This window comes from Acidovorax sp. SRB_24 (assembly GCF_012931925.1).
The window spans coordinates 85,382-102,874 of sequence record NZ_MWOM01000002.1 but is presented as its reverse complement, the minus strand read 5'-3'; the positions used below and the strand labels follow the sequence as shown (position 1 = coordinate 102,874).

The window sequence follows — 17,493 nt, the reverse complement described above, 5'->3', positions numbered from 1 at the left end:
TCGCCCATTGATGCAACTATTCAATTATTGTTGAATAATTGCCCTATGGACAAAGCCACTGCCACCACCGTGTTCGAATCGCTGGCCTCGGGCGTGCGGCTCGACGTCTTTCGCCTGCTGGTCAAGCAGGGGCCCGCAGGCCTGGTGGCAGGGGAAATCGCCACCGCGCTGGCGCTGCCAGCCACCAATCTGTCCTTCCACTTGAAAGCGCTCACGCAGGCGGGCCTGCTGACGGTGGTGCAGGAGGGGCGCTACCAGCGCTACCGCGCCCACATCGCCCTGATGGTGGACCTGATCGCGTACCTCGGCGACGAATGCTGCGCCGGCCAGCCGGCCCTGTGCGAAGGGCTGGCCGTGCCGGAGTGCCTGTCCTGCGGCAGCGGACCCACCCACGCTGCCTGACACCCCACGGTCTGCCCAGCGGCGCAGGCCCGCTCGATTTCCTTGTTTCCCCACTCCACCATGAACGTCCTGTTCCTTTGCACCGGCAACTCCTGCCGCTCCATCCTGGCCGAGGCCACCTTCAACCACCTCGCGCCTGCGGGCTGGCACGCCACGAGCGCCGGCAGCCAGCCCACGGGCCAGGTGCACCCGCGCGCGCTGGCGCTGCTGGCGCGCGAAGGCATTTCCGCCGAGGGCTGCCACAGCAAGCCGTGGAACGACCTGCCGGTGGTGCCCGACGTGGTGGTGACGGTGTGCGCGAACGCCGCCGGCGAAACCTGCCCGGCCTACCTGGGGCCGGTGCTGCGCACGCACTGGGGCGTGGCCGACCCGGCACACGCGACGGGCACGGAGGCGCAGATCGATGCCGCCTTTCTGGCCGCCTACCGCACGCTGCGCGTTCGGATCGAGGCCTTTCTGGCGTTGCCGCTGGCGGGTTTGCGGCAAGAGCCGGCCCGCCTCCAGGCCGCGCTGGACCGCATCGGCACGCTGCTGCCCTGACCGCGACGCCCCTTCCTGAAGAAGCTTTTCATGACAACGCCTCCAGACGCTCCCGCTCGATCGAACCGTGCGAATGCCATCCCCGCGGCAAACCCCGCCAGGCGCACGGCCTGTGAAGGGGTTGCCCGGCCGGCGGCCCCGGCCCCCATGGGCGTGTTTGAGCGCTACCTCACGCTCTGGGTTTTTGCCTGCATCGTCGTTGGCATTGCGCTCGGGCAGGGGCTGCCGGGGCTGTTCCAGGCCATCGGGCGCATGGAGGTGGCGCAGGTCAACCTGCCCGTGGGCCTGCTGATCTGGGTGATGGTCATCCCGATGCTGGTCAAGGTGGACTTTGCGGCGCTGGGCCAGGTGCGCCAGCATGTGCGCGGCATTGGCGTGACGCTGTTCGTCAACTGGATGGTCAAGCCGTTCACCATGGCGTTTCTGGGCTGGCTGTTCATTCGCCACCTGTTTGCGCCGCTGCTGCCCGCCGATCAGCTCGACAGCTACATCGCCGGTCTGATCCTGCTCGCCGCTGCCCCGTGCACGGCCATGGTGTTCGTGTGGAGCCGCCTCACCGGCGGGGACCCGCTGTTCACGCTGTCGCAGGTGGCGCTCAACGACAGCATCATGGTGGTGGCCTTTGCGCCGCTGGTGGCGTTCCTGCTGGGCATCTCGGCCATCACCGTGCCGTGGGACACGTTGCTGGTGTCGGTGGGGCTGTACATCGTGGTTCCGGTCATCCTGGCGCAGCTCTGGCGGCGCGCGCTGCTGGCACGGGGGCAGGGCGCGTTCGACGCTGCCATGGCGCGCATCGGGCCGTGGTCCATCACCGCCTTGCTGGCCACGCTGGTGCTGCTGTTCGCTTTCCAGGGCGAGGCCATCCTGGCGCAGCCGCTGGTGATCGCGCTGCTGGCGGTGCCCATCCTGATCCAGGTGTTCTTCAACTCGGCGCTGGCCTACGGGCTCAACCGCGCGCTGGGCGAGAAGCACAGCATTGCCTGCCCGTCGGCGCTGATCGGGGCCTCCAACTTCTTCGAGCTGGCCGTGGCGGCCGCCATCAGCCTGTTCGGGTTCCATTCCGGCGCGGCGCTGGCCACGGTGGTGGGCGTGCTGATCGAGGTGCCGGTGATGCTGCTGGTGGTCCGCGTGGTCAACCGCACCAAGCCGTGGTACGAGCAGGGCCGGCCCTGAAGCCGGCCTCCTTTTGACCATTTCACAGAACCTTCATGAGCGATTTTTCCGACCTGCCCCATGTCCAGCCCGATCTGGTGCAGGTGCCCGACGGGGCCCAGCTGCGCGCGGCGGCACCTGCTGCGCACGCGCCGCGCTTTTTGCTGTTGTATGGCTCGCTGCGGCCGCGCTCCTTCAGCCGCTTGTTGGCAGAGGAGGCGGCGCGCCTGCTCACGGCCCTGGGCGGCGATGTGCGGATGTTCCACCCCGGTGGCCTGCCGCTGCCCGACGATGCGCCCGACACCCATGCCAAGGTGGTCGAGCTGCGCGCCCTGGCCCAGTGGGCCGAAGGCATGCTGTGGTGTTCGCCCGAGCGCCACGGTGCCATGACCGGCCTCCTGAAAGCGCAGATCGACTGGATCCCGCTGGCCCAGGGCGCCGTGCGGCCCACGCAGGGCAAGACGCTGGCGCTGATGCAGGTGTGCGGCGGATCGCAGTCGTTCAATGCCGTCAACCAGATGCGCGTGCTGGGGCGCTGGATGCGCATGCTCACCATTCCCAACCAGTCCTCCGTGGCCAAGGCCTACCAGGAGTTTGGCGAGGACGACCGCATGAAGCCCTCGCCCTACTACGACCGGGTGGTCGATGTGGTGGAGGAACTGGTCAAGTTCACGCTGCTGACGCGCGACGTGGCGCCCTACCTCGTGGACCGCTACAGCGAACGCAAGGAGGCTGCGGCGCAGCTGTCGCGCCGCGTTGCGCTGCCAAGCCTGTGAGCGGCCGGGGCAGGGTTGCCTAGCGCAGCACCAGCACCGGCACCCGGCTCAGGCGCAGCAGCGCCGTCGTGGTGCTGCCCACGATGAGCTGGCGGATGCGCGCGTGGCCATAGGCTCCCATCACCAGCACGGCATTGCCCTGGGTCGCCAGCAGCTCGGGCAGCGCTTGTTCGGGATCGCCCTGCCGCAGCGCGGTCTGCACGGCAAAGCCGGCCGCTTGCAGCACCGACTGCGCCTCGTGCAGCTGCCGGTGCGCCTCGGGCGTGTCGGGCGCCACCATGGCCACCAGCGCCGGCAGGCCCTGCAGCAGCGGGCTGGCCGCGACCATGGTGATCATCTTGCGCGCAGTGGCGCTGCCGTCGAAGGCCAGCACGAAGCGCTCGGGCGCGGCAAACGGCGACACGGTGGCGACGAGCACCGGGCGTTTGATGCTGCGCACCACGCGTTCGACGTGGTGGCTGAGGTAGATCCTGCGCGGCGTGCTGGCGCGGTAGTGCTCGCCCAGCACCACGAGCCGCGTGCTGGCCTCCAGGCCCAGCAGGGTCTCGACCAGGTCGCCGTAGTGCATGCCTTCGGCGACGTGCGGCACGCCGGCGGCGCTGGCGCGCTCGCACGCGCTCTGCAGCAGATGGCGGCCGGCCTCGCGCTCGATCGCGCCGCGCTGCTCGTCCAGTGCGCTGAGCTGCTGCTGGAGCAGCTCCTGCGCGCCAAAGCCCAGCGCGCCGCTGTAATCGCCCACGGGCGGCATGGCCGCGGGCTCGTCGAGCACATGCAGCAGCTGCAGCGGCGCATTCAGCCGCAGCGCCGCCCATGCGGCCCAATCGACCACCGCAGCGGCGGCGGGCAGGGCATCGATGCAGGCACAGATCTGGTGGTTCATGGTCTCTCTCCTTGGCAGCGATGGCAGCACTGTACGCCGGCTGCGCCCTGTGCGGCCGGCGGGCGCGCCGCGCGCTGCGGTGGCGGGCCGGACGCCATTGGCGGCAGTGGCCACCGGTGCGAAAGGTTTTGGCCCAATAGGCCTTCAGCGCTTACCCATCCAGCGCCATGCGCTATCAATAATGCGGCATTCGAGCGCGCCATGCCTTGCCCTGCCAGCGTGCAAGGCTGCGCCGCTGCCGGCCCTGGCAGGACACGGGGTAAGCTCTCCGCGGGCGGCCCGCTCCCTGGCCGCCAGCCCCGAACCGCCTGTTTGCCATGACGCCCCCGCCGTTTACCGAAAAATCCCCGGACACCCGGCACACACCCGAAGCCCGTGCGGCCGCCGCCGCGCGCAGCACCTGGGTCAGTGTGGGCGTCAACCTGGTGCTGTCTGCGCTGCAGATTGCCGTGGGGGTGCTGGCCAAATCGCAGGCGCTGATCGCCGACGGCCTGCATTCGTTCTCCGACCTGGTGGCCGATTTTGTCGTGCTGTTTGCCAACCACCACGCGCACAAGGACCCCGACGAAGGCCACCCCTACGGCCACCAGCGCTTTGAGACCGCCGCGTCGCTGATGCTCGGGCTGGTGCTGCTGGGCGTGGGCGTGGGCATGGTCTGGTCGGCGGTGCTGAAGGTGCAGAACCCGGCCGCATTGCAGCAGGTGCATGTGGCGGCGCTGTGGGTGGCCCTGGCCACGCTGGTGCTCAAGGAGCTGCTGTTCCGCTACATGCTGCGGGTCGCCAAGCGCGTCAAGTCGAGCATGCTGGTGGCCAACGCATGGCATGCGCGCGCCGACGCCGCCTCGTCGCTCGTGGTGGCCATCGGCATTGCGGGCAACCTCGCGGGCTACACCATCCTGGACACCATCGCGGCGCTGATCGTGGGGCTGATGGTGGCGCGCACCGGCTGGCAGTTCGGCTGGAGCGCGCTGCACGACCTGATGGACAGCGCCGTGGACGCGAGCGAAGTGCAGGCCATCGGCCAGACGCTGCGCGAGACGCCCGGCGTGCGCGGCGTGCACGACGTGCGCACGCGCAAGATGGGCGACATGGTGGTGGTCGACGTGCACCTTGAAGTCGACGCCACGCTGAGCGTGGAGGCCGGCCACGCGATTGCCGTGGATGCCCGCGCGCGCGTCCTGCAGCGCCACCGCGTGCTCGATGTCATGACCCATGTGGACCCGTGGCGCCGGCCCGACCTGGACCACGCGCCGCAGCCGCTGCCGCCGCAGCCGGTGCCACTGGCGCAGCCCCCGCACCCCGCGCCCGCCGCGCGCCGCTGAAGTCGGCCGGTCAGGCGGGCCGCAGTTCCACCATCCGCGCGACCAGCGCCTGCGCCGCCACCGACAGGCTGCGGTCGCGCCGGCGCACCAGGTAAATCTGCCGCGTGAGCCCGGGCAGCGCCAGCGGCCGCGTCACGAGGCCGGGCTTCCCGAAGTGGAACAGCGTGAGCGCCGGCACCACGCTGATGCCCAGGCCCGCGCGCACCATGCCCATCACGGTGGCGAGCTGCTCCACCTCCATCAGCGTGTGCATGGCCTGCGGGTGGAACGCGGCCTCCAGGTACTGGCGCACGCTGCTGGTGCGCGCCAGGTGGATGAACGGCCATGCGGCCAGGTCGGCAGGGGCCAGCGTGCGTTGCCGCAGCAGCGGGTGGCCGCTGCGGCAGACCAGGTGAAAGTCGTCGGCGCAGAACGGCTCGGCCTGCAGTTCGGGCGTGTCCGCGCGGATCGCGGCGAGCGCAAAGTCGGCCTTGCCGGTGGCCACCTGCTCGATGCAGCGCTCGGACAGCACATCGGCAATCTCCAGTTCGACGCCCGGGTGCGCCGCGTGGTAGCCGGCCAGCACGCCGGGCAGCCAGCCCGCAGCGAGCGAGGGCAGCAACGCGATCGCCACGCGCCCGCGCTGGAGCGTGGCGGCGTCGCGCATGCGGGCCAGCGCGCTGTCGATCTCGGCGCGGATGCGGCGCGCCGCCTCCAGAAAGTTCTCTCCTTCGCCCGTCAGTGCCACATGGCGCGTACTGCGGTCGAACAGGCGCAGGCCCAGGCCGTCTTCGAGCGCGCGGATGAGGGCGCTGAAGGCCGGCTGCGACAGGTGGCACTGCACGGCCGCACGGGTGAAGCTGCGCTGTTCGGCCAGCGCGAGAAACGCGTCGACCTGCCGGGAAGAAATATTCATTTGAATTCCAGATGGATTGATCGCAACAATCAATTTCACAGAATAACCCGGTGCACCTACATTGGTGGCAGGAGACCTTATGGCGAACCCCCACAACTTGCTGATCGGCTGCGCGGCCGGATTTTCCGGCGACCGCACCGACGCCGCCGCACCGGTGGTGCAGGCGTTGATCGACAGCGGCCAGCCGGCCGTGCTGATCTTTGAGACGCTGGCCGAGCGCACGCTGGCGCTGGCCCAGCTGGCGCGCCGCGCCGACCCCGACGCCGGCTACGAGCCGCTGCTGGCAGACCTGCTGCGCCCGGTGCTGGCGCAGTGCCTGCAGCACGGCGTGCGCATCGTCAGCAACTTTGGCGCGGCCCACCCGCTGGGCGCGGCGCGGCGCATCCTGCAACTGGCGCGCGAGCTGGGCACGCGCCGCCCGCGCATCGCCGTGGTCCACGGCGACGACCTGAGCGGGCCGCAGCACCGCGCGCTGCTGCAGGAGGCCCTGGGCAGTGCCATGCCCACCGACCCCATCGTGAGCGCCAACGCCTACATCGGCGCCGAGGCCATTGCCGATGCGCTGCGCGCCGGCGCCGACATCGTCGTCTGCGGCCGCGTGGCCGACCCGGCGCTGGTGCTGGGCCCGGCGCTCGCGCACTTCAACTGGCCGCTGGACGACTGCGACCGGCTGGCGCGCGCCACCATGGCAGGCCACCTGCTCGAATGCGGCGCCCAGGTCACGGGCGGCTACTTTGCCGACCCCGGCTACAAGGACGTGCCGGGCCTCGCCCGGCTGGGCTACCCGCTGGCCGAGATCGATGAAAACGGCGACTGCACCGTCAGCAAGCCACCGGGCACCGGCGGGCGCATCGACGAGCGCACGGTCAAAGAGCAGTTGCTGTACGAGCTGCACGACCCGGCCGCCTACCTCACGCCCGACGTGGTGGCCGACATCACGCGGGCGCGCGTGCTGCGCGTGGGCGACACCCAGGTGCGCCTCGAAGGCGTGCGCGGCCACGCGCGCCCGGCCACGCTGAAGGTGAATGTGTGCTCTGAAACCGGCTGGTTTGCCGAGGGCGAGATTTCCTACGCCGGCGCGCGCGCCGAAGCCCGCGCCCGGCTTGCCGGCGAAGTGCTGCGCGAGCGCCTGCAGGGCCTGGGCCCGCTGCGCATCGATCTGATCGGCGTGACCAGCGTGTTCGGCGACGACGCCGGGCGCTGGCTCGCTGCGCCGGCGGGCGATGCCCGCGACGTGCGCCTGCGCGTGGCGCTGCAGCACCGCGACCACGCCAGCGCCCAGCGCCTGGTGCGCGAAACCACGGCACTGTACTGCTGCGGCCCTGCCGGCGGCGGCGGCGTGCGCACCGCCATGCGCCCGCGCCTGGGCACGGTGTCGTGCCTGGTGCCGCGCGCGGCCGTCGCCACCGGCTACCAGATGCTGGACTGAGCGCGAGAAAGAGACCATGAACACAGCCACCCTGACCGTGCCTCTGTACCGCCTGGCGCACAGCCGCACCGGCGACAAGGGCAACCGCTCCAACATCAGCGTGATCGCCTGGCACCCCGCGCTGTGGGACGTGCTGGTCGCGCAAGTCACCGAAGCCGCCGTGGCGCGCCAGTTCGCGCTGCGCCAGCCGAGCCGCGTGGCGCGCTACCTGCTGCCGAACCTGCAGGCGATGAACTTCGTGCTCGACGACGTGCTTGATGGCGGCGTCAACGACGCGCTCAACCTCGACAGCCACGGCAAGGCGCTCTCGTTCCTGCTGCTGGACCTGCGTGTCGAGGTGCCGGCCGCGCTGGCGCAGCACCTGGCCGGCCCGCCCTGAACCCTGGCCTCTTTTTCCCACCACCACCACCACCCTAGAAATACAGGAGACAACATTGAGCCCTCATTTCCCATCCCGCCGCCGCGCGCTGGCCCTCGCCACCTCTCTCACAGCCACCGCCCTGGGCCTGGCGCTGCCCGGCATGGCCGCCGCGCAGGCGCCGGCCTATCCGGCCAAGGCCATCACCTTCGTCGTGCCGTTTGCCGCCGGCAGCGCCACCGACCAGCTGGCGCGCGCCATCGGCCAGGCCGTCAGCGCCGAAACCAAACAGCCCGTGGTGATCGACAACAAGGCCGGCGCCAGCGGCATGATCGCCGCGCAGGCCGTGGCCAAGGCCCCGGCCGACGGCTACACGCTGCTCATCACCACCAACACCACGCACGCGGCCAACGAGCACCTGTACAAGAAGCTGTCCTACGACCCGGTCAAGGATTTCGCGCCGATCTCGGGCCTGGGCAAGGGCGGCCAGGTGCTGGTGGTGAACGCCGCCGCGCCCTACAAAAGCGTGGGCGAGCTGGTGGCCGCCGCCAAGAAGAACCCCGGCAAGCTCAGCTTCGGCAGCGGCAGCTCGTCGAGCCGCGTGGCGGGCGAAATGCTCAAGCAGCTCGCGGGCGTGGACATCCTGCATGTGCCCTACAAGAGCAATCCGCTCGCGATCACCGACCTGCTGGGCGGCCAGATCGACCTGATGATCACCGACACCTCGACCGGCGTGCCGCAGATCAAGGCCGGCAAGCTGCGCGCGCTCGGCTATTCCACGCACAAGCGCAGCGCGCAGTTGCCCGATGTGCCGACCATCGACGAAGCGGGCGTGAAGGGCTACGACATGGGCTACTGGTTCGCGGCCTACGCGCCGGCCGGCACACCCGCGCCCGTGGTGGCGCGGCTGAACGAGCTCATGGCCCGTGCCACGCAGAGCGCCGCCGCCAAGTCGTTCTTCGACATGGCCGGGTCCGAAGCCTGGACCACCACGCCCGAGGAGCTCGCCAAGTTCCAGGCGGCCGAGACCCAGAAGTGGGGCAAGGTCATCCAGGCGGCGGGCATCGTGGCCGAGTGACGGTCCGTGGCAGGCTCGGGCGAACAGGGCCTGGCTCTGGAGCCAAAAAGGCCTTCGGCGCTCGCGCAGCAAGCGTTGCAAGCTATCGATAGTGAAGCATCGCGCGGCGCCCGAGCGTGGTCGGGCGTGGGGGCTGCGACAATCTGATCCGTATTTTTTACCAAAATCTGGATCTGTACTGTTTTGGTGGTGCGCGTAGAGTCTGCGTGTTCCCCACGCCCCCTAATGAACCACCCATGATTGCTTTCTTGCGCACCACGCTGCGCCGTTTTCTGCCGCTGCTGCTGGGTTCTGCCTTGTGCGGGGGCGCGTTGGCCGCCCCTGCGGCTGCGCCTTCCGCGCCGGCCACCGCCGAACGGGCCGATGCGATGTCCACGCGCGTGCTGGCCTGCACCGCCTGCCACGGCAAAGAGGGCCGGGCCACGCCCGAGGGCTACTTCCCGCGCATCGCGGGCAAGCCGGCGGGTTACCTCTACCACCAGCTGCTCAATTTTCGCGACGGGCGACGCAGCTACCCGCCAATGGCCTACCTGATCGAGCACCTGACGGACGCCTACCTGCAGGAGATGGCGGACCACTTCGCCGCGCTCGAGGTGCCCTATGCCCCGCCGCCCGCGCCCCAGGCGCCGCCGGCCGCGCTCGAGCGCGGCCGCCTGCTGGTGCAGCAGGGCGACGAGGCGCGCCAGATTCCGGCCTGCGTGCAGTGCCACGGCCAGGCCATGACCGGCGTGAACCCGTTCATCCCGGGCCTGCTGGGCCTGCCGCGCGACTACCTCAACAGCCAGCTGGGCGCCTGGAAAACCGGCCAGCGCCACGCCCAGGCCCCCGACTGCATGGCGCAGATCGCGCGCCAGCTCACGCCCGACGACGTCAGTGCCGTCTCGGCCTGGCTGTCCGCCCAGCCCGTGCCGGGCGCTGGCAGGCCCGCTGCTGCCTTGCCGGCGCCGCTGCCGATGCGCTGCGGCGGCGTCGATGGCGCCGTGCTGGGAGCGGCACAATGAAGCGCGCGCTCTGGACCCTGGCCGCGCTCGCGGCCGTGCTGGTGGTGGCGGCGGCTGCCGTGGTGTCGCTGAACCTGAGCGGCGAAGACGCCTTGCCGGCGACGCCGCAGGCGTTCACATCGACCCCTGAATTGGTAGCGCGCGGCGCCTATCTGGCACGGGCCGGCAACTGCATGGGCTGCCACACCCCGCAGGGCGGCGCACCCTATGCGGGCGGGCGCGGCATCGATACGCCGTTCGGCGTGGTCCACACCTCCAACCTCACGCCCGACGCCGCCACCGGCATCGGCAACTGGTCGGCGGCCGAGTTCTGGCGCGCCCTGCACAACGGCCGCTCCAAGGACGGGCGCCTGCTGTACCCCGCGTTCCCGTACCCCAACTACACGCAGGTCACGCGGCCGGATTCTGACGCCATGTATGCCTACCTGCGCAGCCTGCCGGCCGTGGCGCAGGCGAACCGGCCGCACGCGCTGCGCTTTCCGTACAACACGCAGGCGGCGCTGGCGGGCTGGCGGGCGCTGTTCTTCACGCCGGGCACGGCCGTGCAGGAGCCCGCGTCCGATCCGGCCCAGTCGCTCGACTGGAACCGCGGCGCCTACCTGGTCAACGGCCTGGGACACTGCGCCGCCTGCCACACGCCGCGCAACGCCCTAGGCGCCAGCAGCGAGGCGCGCGCCTTTGGCGGCGGCCTGATCCCGGTGCAGAACTGGTATGCGCCCGCGCTCAACGCCGCCGCCGAGGCCGGCGTGGCGCAGTGGCCGCTGGAACACGTGGTGGCGCTGCTGAAAACCGGCGTGGCGCCGCACGGCTCGGCCCTCGGGCCCATGGCCGAGGTGGTCTTCAACAGCACGCAGTATCTGACCGACGCCGACGCACGCGCCATGGCGGTGTACCTGCAGGCGCTGCCGCAGCAAGAGAGCGTGGCCGTGGCCGCGCCGGCAGCGCCGGCCGCCACGCTCGAGCGCGGCGCCAAGGTCTACGAGCAGCAGTGCGCCCAGTGCCACGGCGACCGCGGCCAGGGCAAGCCCGGCGCCTTCCCGGCGCTGGCCGGCAACCGCGCGGTGGCGCTGGCCGATCCGACCAATGTGCTGCGCGTGGTGCTGCAGGGCGGCTACCTGCCGGCCACGGCGGGCAACCCGCGACCGCACGGCATGCCGCCGTTCATGCAGGTGCTGCGCGACGACGATGTGGCGGCCGTCACCTCGTTCGTGCGCCAGTCCTGGGGCAACCAGGCCTCCGGGGTCGCTACCATCGACGCTTATCGCGTCCGAGAGCGGCGCGGTCCCTGAGTCCCTTACCTGCCATGAACCACCCCTCGCCGGCGCCCGCTACCGAGTCCTCCGCAACCCCGCCCGCCGCCTGGTGGGTGGTGTGCCTGTGCGCCAACTGGTGCGGCGTGTGCCGCGACTACCGCGCGCTGTTCGACGCCCTCGCGCAGGCCCACCCCGGGGCGCGCTTTGTCTGGGTCGACGTGGAAGACGAGGAAGACCTGGCGGGGGACCTGGACGTGGAAACCTTTCCCACGCTGCTGATCGCCGACGGCCAGCAGGCGCGGTTCCTCGGGCCGCTGCTGCCCCAGGCCCCGGTGCTGGCCCGCCTGCTGGCCAGCCTGCAGGACGCGCCGCCGCCCCCGTCGGCCGTGTCGGCACAGGCCCAGGCCGTGTTCGAGCGCGTGCGCGCCGCCCACGCGCAGTGAGCCGGGGTCCCGCGCAGCGTGCGCGGGCCGCTGGCTGGCCCGGCCATCCACTCCTTTTTTGATAGCCTCTTGCGCTTACCCGATAAGGGTTAGAGGCGTATTTCACTGAATTCCATGCAAGACACGCCCTGGTTCGACCTGCCTTCGCTGCAGCCGCAGTGCGACAGCGGCGCCTGGCAGCGCGGCCTGGCGCTGCAGCGCGGCGGCCAGGTGCTGGGTGTGGATGTGGCGCCGCTGCGCGACCGGTGGCTGCTGCAAGGCCAGGTGCAGGACACACGGCGCCAGCCCCACAGCGTGTCGATCGAGCTGTCTCTGCGGGACGACGGCACGGTGGACTCTTTCGACGGCGACTGCTGCTGTCCGGTGGCGCGCCAGTGCAAGCACACCGTGGCCGTGCTCGCAGAGGCGGCAGAGGGGCGGTGGCAGGGCTTCGAGCACCTGCCCGCCGCCGCGCTGCGCCAGACGCTGCAGGCGCGCAGCGCCGAGGCCGAGCGAGGGGAAGCCGAAGCGTGCCTGCTGCGCTGGTTCGACGCCCTGGACCAGGTCTGCGGGCAGAGCGGCGCGCCGCGGCCGGGCACCGCGCGCCGCGGTGGCCCCGGCGAGCGGCCGCCCGAGCAGTACCTGTACCTGCTGACGGCCATCGGTGCGCCGCGCAGCGCGCCGCAGCTGCAGCTCGAAGCCGTGCTCTCGCGTCCCCAGGCCACGGGCGGATGGTCCAAGCCCCAGCGCATCCGCACCCCGCCCGGCAAGGGCCAGGCCGCTTACGACCGCGCCAGCGAGGCCGACCGCCAGGTGCTGCAGCTGTTGCGCGCACTGAGCCTGGCGCAGGGCGCTTATTACTCCGCCCACCACGCTGCACCCTGCGCCGTGGTCGATGGCGCGGTGGGCGTGCAGGCGCTGCAGCAGGCCGCCGGCACCGGGCGCCTGTTTGCCGACGTGCAAGGGGCCGCCCTCGGTGCGCCACTGCAGTGGGGGCAGGCGCTGGCGCCGGCCTGGCATTGGCACGAAGAGCCCGCCAGCGCCCCCGGCCGCGAGAGCGCGTGGACGCTGCGCGCCAACCTGGCCAGTGCCACAGCGACGCTCTGCCACCACAGCCCGCCGTTGTACCTGGATGCGGCGCGCGGCCGGTGCGGCCCGGTGCAGGGTGATGGCCTGGCGCCCGCGCAGCTGGAAGTGCTGCTCCAGGCGCCGTCGTTCACCGCGTCGGCGCTGCACAAGCACCAGGCCGGCCTGCTGCAGCGCCTGGGCCCCGTGCCGCTGCCGCCGGCGCTGCACGGCGCCGCGCGGCTCACCGGCATTGCGCCCGTGGCGCGCCTGCACCTGTCGCCCACGCCGGCCGGCGAGGTGCCCGCCAAAGGCCTCATCACGGCGCAGCTGCGCTTTGACTACCACGGCTGCGTCGGCTGGTGGTCGGACCAGCCGCTTTCGCTGCTGGTGGACGGCCCCACCGGGCCCGTGCTGCTGCAGCGCGATGGTCCGGCCGAACAGGGCGCCATCGACCGACTGCAGGGCCTGGGGCTGCAGGGCAGCGAAGGGGGCGGCTTCGGCATCCCCGGGGCCCAGCCCCAGCATGCCTGGATGCACTGGGCCGACCACGGCTTCGAGGCGCTGCGCGCCGCCGGGTTTGCGCTCACGCTGGACGCCGATCTCGACGGCTGGATCGCGCATGCCCAGGGGCCGGACGTGCAGCTGCAACCGGCCGGCGGCGCGGCCGCGGGGGCAGGGCTCTCGCCCTGGTTCGATCTGTCGCTCGGCATGGAGGTCGGCGGCCAGCGCCACAACATCCTGCCGTCGCTGCCCGAGCTGATTTCGGCGGCCGCTGCGCAGCCGCCCGATCCGGTCACCGGCTTGCCGACGCTGCCGCCCTTCGTCTATCTGCGCACGCCCGGTCGCGGGGGCTTTGTGCGCCTGGCCACCGACGCCTTGCAGCCCTGGATGGCCGCGCTGCTCGACCTGGTGGGCGAGAGGGCGCACGACTTCGCCGGAGACAGCCTCCGGCTCTCGCGCCTGGACGCATTGCGCGTGAGCGCTGCGTTGGGCGAGGGCGCCGTGTGGCAGGGCGCGGCAGGGTTGCGCGCCCTGGTCCAGCAGCTCAAGGGGCAGGGCACATTGCCCGAGGTGCCGGTGCCCGCCAGCGTGCAGGCCGAACTGCGCCCATACCAGCGCCAGGGCCTGAACTGGCTCCAGTTCCTGCGCGCCCACGGCCTCGCCGGCATCCTGGCCGACGACATGGGCCTGGGCAAGACGCTGCAGACGCTGGCGCACATCCAGGTCGAGAAGGACGCAGGTCGCCTCACGCACCCGGCGCTGGTCATCGCGCCCGTCAGCCTGCTGGGCAACTGGCAGCGCGAGGCCGCGCGCTTTTGCCCGCAGCTGCGCTGCCTGGTGCTGCATGGCAAGGAGCGCCACGCCGTGGCCGAGTCGATGGCGGCGCACGACATCGTGATCGCGCCGTATTCGCTGCTACAGCGCGACCGCGCGCGCTGGCTGGCCGCGCGGTGGCACCTCGTGGTGCTCGACGAGGCGCAGCACATCAAGAACGCCAGCACGCACGCCGCACAGGTGGCGGGCCAGCTGCAGGCACAGCACCGCCTGTGCCTGTCGGGTACGCCCATGGAAAACCATCTGGGCGAGGTCTGGAGCCTGTTCCATTTCCTGATGCCGGGCTTTCTCGGCAGCCAGAAGCGCTTTGGCGAATGGTTTCGCACGCCGATCGAAAAGCAGGGCGACACCGGGCGCCTGGCGCAGCTGCGCGCCCGCACCGCGCCGTTCATGCTGCGCCGCAGCAAAGCACTGGTGGCGAGCGAGCTGCCGCCCAAGGTTGAAACCGTGGTGCGCGTGGCGCTGTCGGGCGCGCAGGCCGACCTCTACGAAACGATTCGCCTGGGGACCGAAAAAACCGTGCGCGAGGCGCTGGCGAGGGAAGGCCTGGCGAAGTCGCAGATCACCATCCTGGACGCCTTGCTCAGACTGCGCCAGGTGTGCTGCGACCCGCAACTGGTGCCGCTGGAGGCCGCAAAAAAGGTGAAGGCCTCGGCCAAGCTGGAGCAGTTGATGGAGCTGCTGCCCGGCATGCTGGCCGAGGGGCGGCGCATTCTGCTGTTCTCGCAGTTCACCAGCATGCTCGCGCTGATCGAGGCCGAGCTCAGAAAGCGCCAGCTGCCCTGGGCCAAACTCACCGGGCAGAGCCAGCGCCGCGACCAGACCATCGAGCGTTTCACCCGCGGCGAGGTGCCGCTGTTCCTCATCAGTCTCAAGGCCGGGGGCGTGGGCCTGAACCTGCCGCAGGCCGACACCGTGATCCACTACGACCCGTGGTGGAACCCCGCCGCCGAGCAGCAGGCCACCGACCGGGCCCACCGCATCGGCCAGGCGCAGAGCGTGTGGGTGCTCAAGCTGGTGGCGCAGGACACGCTCGAGGAGCGCATTCTGGCGCTGCAGGAGCGCAAGGCGCAGCTGGCGGGCAGCCTCTACGGCGGGCACGAAGGGCGCCAAGAACCGCTTTTTAGCGAGGGCGACCTCGTCGAGCTGCTCAAGCCGCTATCGAGTTCATAGTTGTCTTCCCAGGTGAAGAAAGGGCCGGACGGCTTTTTGGCATGAAATCTGGCTTGCGGGTTCGCGCCTGTGCCCCATGCTGCGAAACAAGGCAGGATCTTTGCAAATCAACGCGTTGCAGGCTACAATACCGTCCTCACGACCAAACGGGCGGGTACCCACCGCCCGTTTTTTTTGGTCGTTTGCTTTTGGAGCTCGAAGCCTCAGGGGTTATCGGGTTTTTTGTATTTCCGGGATTGAATAGATACACGTGGCACTGCAGCAAATCGTTGAGCAAACCGTGACAGGACTGGGTTATGACCTGGTGGAGATTGAGCGCTCCGCCGGTGGCCTGCTGCGCATCACCATCGATTGGCCGTGGCAGGCGCCTGCCGAGGGCGCGGGCGCAGTGCCCGAGCAGTACGTGACCGTGGAAGACTGCGAGAAAGTCACGCGCCAGCTGCAGTTTGCGCTCGAAGTCGACGGCGTCGACTACAAGCGGCTGGAGGTGTCTTCGCCCGGGATTGATCGGCCTTTGCGCCACGAGCAGGATTTTGTGCGTTTTGAGGGCTCGGTGATCGATCTCGCGCTCAAGGCGCCCATGGGGGTTGCCGCTGCCGGTCAGGTCAGCGCGAACCGCAAGAAATTTCGAGGCACGCTCGAGCGTGCCGAAGCCGGTGGTTGGCAAATCGTCTGGAGCGACGAGCCAGCGCCCAAACCTGGTCAAAGAGTGAGCAAGAAGCGGGTGCCAGCCCCCCTGCAGGTGCTGGGCTTCGTGCTCGGCGAGCTGCGGGAGGCGCGGCTGGCGCCAATCGTTGATTTCAAGGGGCGGGGGGCAAAGTCCGAGCCGTTGCCGGATTGAGCTGCTGGATGTTGTGGTGGGCTGGGGCCGCAGGGCCGCGGCCGCCGGATGATAGAAACAGGAGAGTCGTCGCATGAATCGCGAATTGTTGATGTTGGTAGATGCCATTTCACGCGAAAAGAACGTTGAGCGCGATGTGGTGCTGGGCGCTGTGGAGCTGGCTTTGGCGCAAGCCACCAAGAAGCTGTACCAGGGCGAGGTCGACATTCGCGTGTCCGTCGACCGTGACAGTGGAAATTACGAAACCTTCCGCCGCTGGCTGGTGGTGCCGGACGATGCCGGCCTGCAGAACCCCGAAGCCGAAGAGCTGCTGATGGATGCGCGCGAGCGCATTGCCGACATCGAAGTCGGCGAATACATCGAAGAAGCCATCGAGTCCGTGCCGATCGGCCGCATCGGCGCCATGGCGGCCAAGCAGGTCATCCTGCAGAAAATCCGCGATGCCGAGCGCGAGATGCTGCTCAACGACTTCATGTCGCGCGGCGAAAGGATCTTCACCGGCACCGTCAAGCGCATGGACAAGGGCGACCTGATCGTCGAGTCGGGCCGCGTCGAAGGCCGCCTGCGCCGCAGCGAGATGATTCCCAAGGAAAACCTGCGCAACGGCGACCGGGTTCGCGCCATGATCATGGACGTGGACCTGACGCTGCGCGGCGCGCCCATCATCCTGTCGCGCTCAGCGCCCGAGTTCATGGTCGAGCTGTTCCGCCACGAGGTGCCCGAGATCGAACAGGGCCTGCTCGAGATCAAGAGCTGCGCTCGCGACCCGGGCAGCCGCGCCAAGATTGCCGTGCTTTCGCACGACCGCCGCGTCGACCCCATCGGCACCTGCGTGGGTGTGCGCGGCACGCGTGTCAACGCCGTCACCACCGAGCTGGCCGGCGAGCGCGTGGACATCGTGCTGTGGTCCGAGGACCCGGCGCAGTTCGTGATCGGTGCGCTGGCGCCGGCGAATGTGTCCTCCATCGTCGTGGATGAAGAAAAGCACGCCATGGACGTGGTCGTGGACGAAGAGAACCTGGCCATCGCCATTGGCCGTGGCGGGCAGAACGTGCGCCTGGCTTCCGACCTTACGGGGTGGAAAATCAACATCATGGATGCCGCCGAGTCGGCCCAGAAGCAGGCCGACGAGACCGATACGGCACGCCGCCTGTTCATGGAAAAGCTCGACGTGGACCAGGAAATTGCCGACATCCTGATTGCCGAGGGCTTCGAAAGCCTCGAAGAGGTGGCCTACGTGCCGTTGCAGGAAATGCTGGACATCGAGAGCTTCGACGAGGACACCGTGAACGAGTTGCGCGCCCGTGCCAAGGACGTACTGCTGACCATGGAAATCGCCCGCGAAGACAGCGTCGAAAGCGTTTCGCAGGACCTGCGCGATCTCGAGGGCGTCACGCCCGAACTGATTGCCAAGCTCGCCGAAGGTGGCGTGCACACGCGTGATGATCTGGCCGATTTGGCCATTGATGAGCTGACCGACCTGACCGGCCAGTCCGCAGAAGATGCCACCGCCTTGATTTTGAAGGCGCGCGAACATTGGTTCGCAGCAGGGCAAGAGTAAGGTCAGG

General features: G+C 69.9%; 16 protein-coding genes. 14 read left to right on the top strand and 2 right to left on the bottom strand.

Going from position 1 to position 17,493, the window contains the following annotated elements; translation table 11 throughout:
- Window positions 1–45: 45 nt before the first annotated feature.
- The 4 genes from B2J89_RS01150 (at window position 46) to arsH (ending at window position 2,870) form a co-directional block, all read left to right on the top strand.
- The gene (locus B2J89_RS01150; protein ID WP_169167396.1) at window positions 46–402 is read left to right on the top strand and encodes a helix-turn-helix transcriptional regulator; all 357 of its coding nucleotides are present in this window, start codon (window positions 46–48) and stop codon (window positions 400–402) included.
- 60 nt (window positions 403–462) lie between these two features.
- Window positions 463–942, top strand: a complete 480-nt coding sequence (locus B2J89_RS01145) for an arsenate reductase ArsC (protein ID WP_169167395.1) — start codon at window positions 463–465, stop codon at window positions 940–942.
- A gap of 147 nt (window positions 943–1,089) precedes the next feature.
- A complete protein-coding gene (gene arsB, locus B2J89_RS01140) occupies window positions 1,090–2,115 on the top strand; it encodes an ACR3 family arsenite efflux transporter (protein WP_169167394.1) in 1,026 nt (341 codons plus the stop codon).
- 35 nt (window positions 2,116–2,150) lie between these two features.
- Window positions 2,151–2,870, top strand: coding sequence for an arsenical resistance protein ArsH (gene arsH, locus B2J89_RS01135; RefSeq protein WP_169167393.1), 720 nt, complete (start codon window positions 2,151–2,153; stop codon window positions 2,868–2,870).
- A 19-nt stretch (window positions 2,871–2,889) separates the two neighbouring features.
- Here the strand turns inward: arsH and B2J89_RS01130 are convergent, their stop codons facing one another.
- Complete coding sequence (locus B2J89_RS01130) at window positions 2,890–3,750, bottom strand: universal stress protein (RefSeq protein WP_169167392.1); 861 nt, start codon at window positions 3,748–3,750, stop codon at window positions 2,890–2,892.
- A gap of 317 nt (window positions 3,751–4,067) precedes the next feature.
- Here B2J89_RS01130 and B2J89_RS01125 point away from each other — a divergent pair, with 317 nt between their 5' ends.
- Entirely contained in the window at window positions 4,068–5,072 is a 1,005-nt protein-coding gene (locus B2J89_RS01125; protein ID WP_169167391.1) for a cation diffusion facilitator family transporter, read from the top strand.
- Window positions 5,073–5,082: 10 nt separating this feature from the next.
- On the opposite strand, the gene B2J89_RS01120 is transcribed toward B2J89_RS01125, so the two are convergent.
- Window positions 5,083–5,967, bottom strand: a complete 885-nt coding sequence (locus B2J89_RS01120; RefSeq protein ID WP_169167390.1) for a LysR family transcriptional regulator — start codon at window positions 5,965–5,967, stop codon at window positions 5,083–5,085.
- Window positions 5,968–6,046: 79 nt separating this feature from the next.
- Between B2J89_RS01120 and B2J89_RS01115 the strand changes: the two genes are divergently transcribed.
- The 9 genes from B2J89_RS01115 to nusA all read left to right on the top strand — a co-directional run bounded on the left by B2J89_RS01115 (window position 6,047) and on the right by nusA (window position 17,486).
- Window positions 6,047–7,396 carry an acyclic terpene utilization AtuA family protein gene (locus B2J89_RS01115; protein WP_169167389.1) on the top strand — a complete coding sequence of 450 codons (1,350 nt, stop codon included), beginning with the start codon at window positions 6,047–6,049 and terminating at the stop codon, window positions 7,394–7,396.
- 16 nt (window positions 7,397–7,412) lie between these two features.
- On the top strand, window positions 7,413–7,775 hold the full coding sequence (locus B2J89_RS01110) for a hypothetical protein (RefSeq protein ID WP_169167388.1): 363 nt from the start codon (window positions 7,413–7,415) through the stop codon (window positions 7,773–7,775).
- A 55-nt stretch (window positions 7,776–7,830) separates the two neighbouring features.
- Window positions 7,831–8,832: a tripartite tricarboxylate transporter substrate binding protein gene (locus B2J89_RS01105; protein WP_169167387.1), complete on the top strand. Its 1,002-nt coding sequence runs from the start codon at window positions 7,831–7,833 to the stop codon at window positions 8,830–8,832.
- A gap of 236 nt (window positions 8,833–9,068) precedes the next feature.
- On the top strand, window positions 9,069–9,833 hold the full coding sequence (locus tag B2J89_RS01100; RefSeq protein WP_169167386.1) for a c-type cytochrome: 765 nt from the start codon (window positions 9,069–9,071) through the stop codon (window positions 9,831–9,833).
- The gene (locus B2J89_RS01095; protein WP_169167385.1) at window positions 9,830–11,122 is read left to right on the top strand and encodes a cytochrome c; all 1,293 of its coding nucleotides are present in this window, start codon (window positions 9,830–9,832) and stop codon (window positions 11,120–11,122) included. The genes B2J89_RS01100 and B2J89_RS01095 overlap by 4 nt, the downstream gene beginning before the upstream one ends.
- A gap of 14 nt (window positions 11,123–11,136) precedes the next feature.
- Window positions 11,137–11,529, top strand: coding sequence for a thioredoxin family protein (locus tag B2J89_RS01090; protein WP_169167384.1), 393 nt, complete (start codon window positions 11,137–11,139; stop codon window positions 11,527–11,529).
- Window positions 11,530–11,643: 114 nt separating this feature from the next.
- A complete protein-coding gene (locus B2J89_RS01085) occupies window positions 11,644–15,084 on the top strand; it encodes a DEAD/DEAH box helicase (RefSeq protein ID WP_169167383.1) in 3,441 nt (1,146 codons plus the stop codon).
- A gap of 250 nt (window positions 15,085–15,334) precedes the next feature.
- Window positions 15,335–15,925: a ribosome maturation factor RimP gene (gene rimP / locus B2J89_RS01080; protein WP_169167382.1), complete on the top strand. Its 591-nt coding sequence runs from the start codon at window positions 15,335–15,337 to the stop codon at window positions 15,923–15,925.
- Between the two features lie 73 nt (window positions 15,926–15,998).
- Complete coding sequence (gene nusA / locus B2J89_RS01075) at window positions 15,999–17,486, top strand: transcription termination factor NusA (RefSeq protein WP_169167381.1); 1,488 nt, start codon at window positions 15,999–16,001, stop codon at window positions 17,484–17,486.
- Window positions 17,487–17,493: the final 7 nt, after the last annotated feature.